Annotated in this window: 7 protein-coding genes; 6 read left to right on the top strand and 1 reads right to left on the bottom strand. The window is 67.1% G+C overall.

Annotation, left to right across the window (positions count from 1 at the left end):
- From KDB67_RS18460 to KDB67_RS18435, 6 genes are all read left to right on the top strand, one after another.
- Window positions 1-545, top strand: a 545-nt coding sequence (locus KDB67_RS18460) for a sensor histidine kinase (protein ID WP_291018804.1), incomplete at its 5' end; no start/stop codon positions are given.
- A gap of 28 nt (window positions 546-573) precedes the next feature.
- Window positions 574-1410, top strand: a complete 837-nt coding sequence (locus tag KDB67_RS18455; RefSeq protein ID WP_291018798.1) for a LytTR family DNA-binding domain-containing protein — start codon at window positions 574-576, stop codon at window positions 1408-1410.
- Window positions 1411-1472: 62 nt separating this feature from the next.
- Entirely contained in the window at window positions 1473-1835 is a 363-nt protein-coding gene (locus tag KDB67_RS18450; RefSeq protein ID WP_291018893.1) for a hypothetical protein, read from the top strand.
- An 11-nt stretch (window positions 1836-1846) separates the two neighbouring features.
- A complete protein-coding gene (locus KDB67_RS18445; protein ID WP_291018791.1) occupies window positions 1847-3583 on the top strand; it encodes a cation acetate symporter in 1737 nt (578 codons plus the stop codon).
- Between the two features lie 277 nt (window positions 3584-3860).
- On the top strand, window positions 3861-4157 hold the full coding sequence (locus KDB67_RS18440) for a DUF485 domain-containing protein (RefSeq protein ID WP_291018889.1): 297 nt from the start codon (window positions 3861-3863) through the stop codon (window positions 4155-4157).
- Window positions 4154-5809: a cation acetate symporter gene (locus KDB67_RS18435; protein WP_291018785.1), complete on the top strand. Its 1656-nt coding sequence runs from the start codon at window positions 4154-4156 to the stop codon at window positions 5807-5809. Before KDB67_RS18440 ends, KDB67_RS18435 begins: the two co-directional genes overlap by 4 nt.
- A gap of 154 nt (window positions 5810-5963) precedes the next feature.
- Here KDB67_RS18435 and KDB67_RS18430 read toward each other — a convergent pair whose 3' ends face one another.
- Window positions 5964-7373, bottom strand: coding sequence for an amidase (locus tag KDB67_RS18430; RefSeq protein WP_291018777.1), 1410 nt, complete (start codon window positions 7371-7373; stop codon window positions 5964-5966).
- Between the last annotated feature and the right edge of the window lie 44 nt (window positions 7374-7417).

Raw genomic sequence — 7417 nt, 5'->3', positions numbered from 1 at the left:
TGATCCTCGACTTCGCCGACTTCACCCGCTACTCGTTCCGGGCCGCCGGCGAGTACACCGTGCTGGCCGACGAACTGCGCAACGTCGACCGATATCTGACGCTGGAGCGGGCGCGGTTCGGGCCGAAACTGACCGTCAAGGTGCAGGCGGCCCCCGAGGTGCTGAACGTGGTGCTGCCGTTCCTGGCTCTGCAACCGTTGGTGGAGAACGCGGTTCGGCACGGGGTGGCAGCCAATGGCGGTGGGACCATCACCGTCATCGCGCGCGACGAAGGCACCGACTGCGTCATCACCGTCGAGGACGACGGGGTGGGGATGGATCCGGAGTTGCTGCGTAGTGGGGATATCGATGCGCTCGCCGGTGGTGAACCCGATGGCGGGACGCGGCACGAGTCGCAGGGGGCGCATGTGGGGCTGACGAATGTGGACCATCGGCTGCGCGCCGCGTTCGGGAACGACTACGGTCTAGTGGTCGACACCGGCATCGGCGCGGGGACCAAGGTCGGCATGCGGGTGCCCAAATTCCGGGCGGGAATCCGCGCCTGAACACCTGAGCGGGGAGGAGGGATCGACGGTGTCGCTGACGATCCTGGCCGTTGACGACGAACGACCGGCGCTCGACGAACTCGAGTATCTGCTGTCCGGTTCGCCCGGCGTCACCGCGGTGATCACCGCCTCCGATGCCACCGCCGCACTGCGCGAACTCGGTCGGCACAGCGTCGACGCCATCTTCCTCGACATCAACATGCCCGGCCTGTCCGGACTCGAACTGGCCGAGGTGCTGCGCAATTACGCCGACCCGCCGCCGGTGGTGTTCGTGACCGCGCACGACGACAAGGCGGTCGACGCGTTCGCCGTGGGCGCGCTCGACTACCTGCTCAAACCCATCCGCGATGCCCGGCTGGCCGAGGCGATCGACCGGGTCGCCGCAGCGGCGAAAGTCAAGAGCGCGCGGACCGGTCCGGCACCGGCCGCACCGGCGACACCACCTTCCGGACCGGACCCCGACGAGGCGGTCCCGGTGGAACTGGGCGGGGTCACCTCGCTGGTGCGCCGCGATTCGATCGGCTGGGTCGAGGCCGTCGGCGACTACGCCCGGCTGCATTCGTCGACGGGTTCCCATCTGGTTCGAATACCGTTGTCCACCTTGGAGTCCCGCTGGTCCGACGCCGGATTTCTGCGGGTGCATCGGTCGTATCTGGTGTCGTTGCCGATGGTCACCGGACTGCGATCGCGCGGGACGTCGACGGTGGTGTGCATGAAGGCCAACGGCCAGTCCCCCGCCACCGACCTGCCGGTCAGCAGGCGGCAGTTGCGTGATCTCAAGGACCGGCTGATCCGCGACCCGATGCGCAATTACCGTTCGGCACAACAGAATCCAGGACAATCCGAACCGGGTTCCGGCCAGTGACCACCGACCAGCAGCGACCCCGCCGCGAACGCGTGGTGCTCGCCGAACGTCGCGGCGCCCGGATGGTGCGCACCCGTGTCGAGGTGCAGGAGCAGACCGAGGTGGGCGACACCCTGGTCCGCGGCCTGATGCGCGCACAGCTCGGCCTCGCGCTTCGGCTCGGGGTGACTCTGACCGCGCTGTGCGTGTCGATCCCGTTGCTGGGCAGTGCATTTCCTGCACTCGGCGAGGCCACGGTGTGGGGTATCCGGCTCAACTGGATCGTCCTGGGCGTCGCCCTGTACCCGGTCCTCTACCTCACCGGCTGGATCTACGTGCGGCTCGCCGAACAGTCCGAACGCGAATTCATGAGTGTCGTAGATGACGACTCGGCTGACCCAGCCGGTGACAACTCGGCTGACCCAGCCGGTGGCGACACCGCTTAGGACCGTGGTTCGTGAACGGATCGGGCATTCTCAACGCCGTCGCGGTGCTCCTCGCGGCGGTCATCACCATCGCCGTCGGAATCTACGGCGGCCGGAGATCGCGCACCACCTCCGACTTCCTGGTGGCCTCCCGCTCGGTCGGATCACGTGCCAACGCCACCGCCATCACCGGTGAATACCTTTCGGCCGCATCGTTTCTGGGTGTCGCCGGATATGTCGCCAAGTACGGCGCCGACGCCCTGTGGTATCCGGTCGGCTTCACCGCCGGATACCTCGGGCTGCTGATGTTCGTGGCCGCGCCACTGCGCCGGTCGGGCGCCTACACGGTGCCCGACTTCGCCGAATTCCGGCTGTCGTCGCACCGCGCCCGGACCGCCGCGATGCTGGTGGTGGTGCTGATCTGCGTGCTGTACCTGATCCCGCAATTCCAGGGTGCCGGGCAGGCTCTGCACATCCTGCTCGACATCCCGCCCTGGGTGGGCGCGGTCGGCGTCGGGACCATCGTCATCATCAATGTAGTCAGCGGCGGCATGCGGTCCATCACCTTTGTGCAGGCCATCCAGTACTGGCTCAAACTCACCGCCATCGCCATCCCGGCGCTGGTGCTGCTGGCCGTGTTCGCCGGCGACCGCTCCGACCTGGGCGGTCCCGCGCCGCCACGGGTGTCGACCGCCACCACCGTCGACATCACCGTCGACGTGGCGGTCGAGGTCACCGACCCACAGGGTGTCACCGTCGACGGCCGGGTCGACGAAGACGACGTACGCGGACAGGTGCTCGGCGCGGGAACGCACACCCTCGGCGCGGGAACCACCCTGACCCTCGACGCGGGGGCGGCCACGCCGGTGGTCACGGGGGCACCGGCCACCGGCACCGAATGGCTCACCTCCGGCCGCGGCCTGGGTGGCGGCCATCCGCTGTATCAGGTGCTGTCGCTGATCGTGGCGACCTTCCTCGGCACCATGGGCCTGCCGCATGTGCTGGTGCGTTTCTACACCAACCCCGACGGCCGCTCGGCCCGGCGCACCGCGCTCACCGTCATCGCGCTGCTGTCGTTGTTCTATCTGTTTCCGCTGGTCCTCGGGGTGTTCGCCCGGCTATACGTACCCGAACTGCTCATCACCGGAAACGCCGACGCCGCGGTGCTGCTGATGCCGGCGGCGGCGATCGGCGGCATCGGCGGACAGTTGCTCGCGGCGCTGGTGGCGGCCGGGGCGGTCGCAGCATTCCTGGCCACGTCGTCGGGGCTGCTGGTGAGTGTGGCCGGGGCGTTGTCGACGGACGTCCTGCGCGGCCGGGTCCGCGACTTCCGGCTGGCCGCGGTCATCGGCGGGGCCGTTCCGATCGCGTTGTCGCTGGCGGCGGCATCGCTGGAACTGTCGCGGACCGTCGGGCTCGTGTTCGCGGTGTCGGCGTCGACGCTGTGCCCGCTGCTGGTCCTGGGCATCTGGTGGCGTGGGCTCACCGCCCCCGGCGCGATCGCCGGGCTGCTGGTCGGCGGGGTGTCGTCGGGGTTGGCTACGAGTCTGGCGATCGCACGTGCGGTGCCCGGCGATGCGCTCGGCGGCTGGCCGGCGATCATCGTCGGCTATCCGGCGGCGGTCACCGTCCCCCTCGGATTCGTGACGATGATCGTGGTCAGCCTGGCCACGCGGCACGCGTTGCCGACGGGACTGTCGCGGACGTTCGCCCGGATGCACGTGCCCGAACGGCTCGGCATGGGCATCGAACGACTCCCGAAAGAATGATCCGGACAGGCCGCGAACGGCTGCCGCTCGTCGTGGCTCACTGACCGCCCGGCGCAGAGCCGGCAACTCTTGGCGTGTGATCTGCGACACCGGCATTTTTGTGACCCGAACCGCAATATCCTCCTTTTGTGACGACCGCCGGATAGTCCGTTACCCCCCGGTCCTCCACGCCCGAACACATCAACTTCAGAGGCCACCACAACCAGGAGGTACGACGTTGTCCACCGCCCATGCGCCGGCCCACCCGCCGACGCCCTCCGGCGACCAGTTCATCGAGATGCAGCGGAGCCCCGAGTTCCAGGAACTGCGTTCGAGACTGCTCCGCTTCGTTCTGCCGATCAGCGCGTTCTTCCTGATCTGGTACGCCGTCTACGTGCTGCTCGGCGCGTTCGCCCACGATTTCATGGCCACCAAGGTGATCGGCGAGATCAACCTCGGCGTGATCCTCGGCCTACTCCAGTTCGTCACCACCTTCGTGATCACCGGCGCGTACGTGAAGTTCGCCAACCGTGAACTCGATCCGCGGGCCGAGGCCATCCGCAACAAGATGGAAGCCGAGGCACCCAAAGCATGAACACCGTTAACCTCAACACCGTCAACCTCAACACCAGGTACCTGGCGGAGGCCGTCGGCGAACCCGCAGTCAACATCGCGATCTTCGCAGGCTTCGTCGCCGTCACCATGTTCGTGGTGATCCGGGCGTCCAAGAACAACAACTCCGCCGCCGACTTCTTCACCGGCGGCCGTGGCTTCTCCGGCCCGCAGAACGGTATCGCCATCGCCGGCGACTACCTGTCGGCGGCCAGCTTCCTCGGTATCGCCGGCGCCATCGCCGTCTACGGCTACGACGGCTTCCTCTACTCCATCGGCTTCCTCGTCGCCTGGCTCGTCGCCCTGCTGCTGGTGGCCGAATTGCTGCGCAACACAGGCAAATTCACGATGGCCGACGTGCTGAGCTTCCGGCTCAAGCAGCGTCCGGTGCGGCTGGCCGCGGCCATCTCCACCCTCACGGTCACCCTGTTCTACATGCTGGCCCAGATGGCCGGTGCCGGCGGCCTGGTCGCGCTGCTGCTCGACATCGAAGGCAAGGGCGGACAGGCCGTGGTGATCGCGGTCGTCGGTGCGCTGATGATCGTGTACGTGCTCGTCGGCGGTATGAAGGGCACCACCTGGGTGCAGATCATCAAGGCAGTCCTGCTCATCGCCGGCGCCGGTCTGATGACGATCATGGTGCTGTGGAAGTTCGGCGCGAACTTCTCGTCCATTCTCACCGACGCCCAGTCGGCCATCTCCGGCAACGAGGCCACGGCCTCGCGCGACGTCCTCGCCCCCGGCGCCAAGTACGGCGGCACGCTGACCTCCCAGATCAACTTCCTGTCACTGGCGATCGCGCTGGTGCTGGGCACCGCCGGTCTGCCGCACGTGCTGATGCGCTTCTACACCGTGCCCACCGCCAAGGAAGCCCGCAGGTCCGTGGTGTGGGCCATCGGTCTCATCGGCGCCTTCTACCTGTTCACCCTGGTGTTGGGTTACGGTGCGGCCGCACTGGTGGGACCGGAGAAGATCCTGTCGGCTGCCGGCAAGGAGAACTCGGCGGCCCCGCTGCTGGCGTTCGAACTCGGCGGTGTCGTGCTGCTCGGCATCATCTCGGCGGTCGCGTTCGCCACCATCCTCGCCGTTGTCGCCGGTCTGGCGATCACTGCGTCGGCGTCGTTCGCCCACGACATCTACGCCAGCGTGATCAAGCGCAACAAGGTCAGCGAGGACGATCAGGTGCGCGTGTCCCGCTACACCATTGTCGTGCTCGGTGTCCTGGGCATCGTGCTCGGCATTCTGGCCAACGGCCAGAACATCGCCTTCCTCGTCGCCCTGGCGTTCGCGGTCGCGGCGTCGGCCAACCTGCCGACCATCGTGTATTCGCTGTACTGGAAGCGGTTCAATACCCGCGGCGCGCTGTGGTCGATCTACGGCGGTCTCGGCTCGTGCATCTTCCTGATCATCTTCTCCCCCGCGGTTTCCGGTAAGGCGACCTCGATGGTCACGAGCGTCGACTTCCACTGGTTCCCGCTGGAGAACCCGGGCATCGTCTCGATCCCGCTCGCTTTCCTGCTCGGTGTCGTCGGTACCCTGACGAGCCCGCAGGACAAGGGCGACCCGGCCCGCAACGCCGAGATGGAGGTTCGCTCCCTCACCGGTGTCGGCGCCGAACAGGCTGTGCAGCACTAGATTTCACAGCAAGGCCCAACCATATGAATCCACCCCGGCCAACCGGTCGGGGTGGATTCATATCTGGCGGTCGTCGTCCGAAACCCCACCTATAGCGCCCGGCATGACAATAATTGCGATGCCGAGGACTATCGGTGGGGTTTCGGACGGCCGATCAAGCGTTGATGCGGGCGAACGGGAGCGCGGCTTCCAGTTCGTAGGCCAGTTCCAGGAGCATGCGTTCGTTACCCATGTCGGCCATGAAGTGGATGCCGATCGGCAGACCGTTGCTGTCGGTGGCCAGGGGAAGGCTGATCGCGGGGGTGCCGGTGGTGTTGTTGATCGGGGTGAACGCGACGTAGCGCATCAGACGGTCGAAGACCTCCTGGAAATCGCCGGCCGGATCGAGGTAGCCGATCTTCGGGACCGTGTGGGCCAGTGTCGGCGAGAGCACCACGTCGAACCTGTCGTAGGTGGAAGCCAGCACGGCGTCGACCTTCTTCAGACCGCGGATCGACGACGGTGTGCGCCAGATCTGTTTGACGAACATCTTGGCCAGGCCGTGGGTGAACGGGTCGATCTTCTTGCGGTCGAAGCCCTTTCCGATGATTCGGCCACCGAACCGTTCCAGCGAGAACGCCATCAGACCCCAGTACTGGATGAAGTCGTCGACGTAGGAACGGTCGATCGGCATCGGGATCAGCTCGGCGTGGTGGCCCAGCGAGGTGAGCTTCTCGCCCACCGCGGTGAGTGCCGCCTGGGTGTCGTCGTCGAGCAGTTGCCCGGTCAGAGGTTCGACGAGCACCGCCACCCGCAGCCGCTTGTCGGACGGGCCCTCGACCAGACCGATGGGCGGCATCCCCAGGCCCGCGAAACGCCGTTCGATGTCGGCGTAGAAATGCGCGCTGTCGCGGACCGTCCGGGTGACCACGCCGTTGGAGATGAGATCGATGGGGGCCGAACGTGATTCGTGCGCCTGGGCGACACGGCCCCGGCTGGGTTTGAGGCCGACCAGACCGCAGGCCGCGGCCGGGATGCGGATCGAACCGCCGCCGTCGTTGGCGTGGGCGATCGGCAACGCCCCCGCCGCCACCAGCGCCGCCGAACCACCCGAGGACGCACCGCACGAATACTCGGTGTCCCAGGGGTTGAGCGTGGGCGGGCGGTCGACGAATTCGGTTGTCGCGGTGAGCCCGAACGCCGGCATCATCGACGCGCCGAGCACATTCAGACCGGTGCCGACGAACTGGTTGGTGAACTCCTCGTTCTTCGCCGCGGGCCGATCGGCCACCGCCGCCGAACCGTGCAGGGTGGCGATACCGGCGAAGTCGGTGTTGTTCTTGATGATCGAGGGCACCCCCCGCAACAGGCCGGGCGGCAACACATCGTCGGCGGCACGCTTGCGGGCGCGCTCCCGATCGTCGATGGCGACGGCATTCAAATGCGGATTGACCGCGTCGATGCGGGCCAACGCGGCCTCGGTCGCTTCGAGCGCCGAGAACGTGCCCGCGGCGATCTCGGCGGCGATTCCCACCGCGTCGAGCTCGCCGAGACAGTCGTCGCCGAATGCATGCACCTTCTTCATAGGTGCAGAGTAGTGAACCGGTACCCGGCGGTCCGGCACCGGAC

It is taken from the genome of Gordonia sp. (in: high G+C Gram-positive bacteria), assembly GCF_020438995.1.
Taxonomy (GTDB): domain Bacteria; phylum Actinomycetota; class Actinomycetes; order Mycobacteriales; family Mycobacteriaceae; genus Gordonia.
This window is presented reverse-complemented; position numbering and strand designations above follow the sequence as displayed.

Excerpts from the sequence above, each read along its gene's own strand:
- KDB67_RS18430 (WP_291018777.1), bottom strand. The coding sequence starts at position 7,373 with ATGAAGAAGGTGCATGCATTCGGCGACGACTGTCTCGGCGAGCTCGAC.
- KDB67_RS18435 (WP_291018785.1), top strand. The coding sequence starts at position 4,154 with ATGAACACCGTTAACCTCAACACCGTCAACCTCAACACCAGGTACCTG.
- KDB67_RS18440 (WP_291018889.1), top strand. The coding sequence starts at position 3,861 with ATGCAGCGGAGCCCCGAGTTCCAGGAACTGCGTTCGAGACTGCTCCGC.
- KDB67_RS18450 (WP_291018893.1), top strand. The coding sequence starts at position 1,473 with ATGGTGCGCACCCGTGTCGAGGTGCAGGAGCAGACCGAGGTGGGCGAC.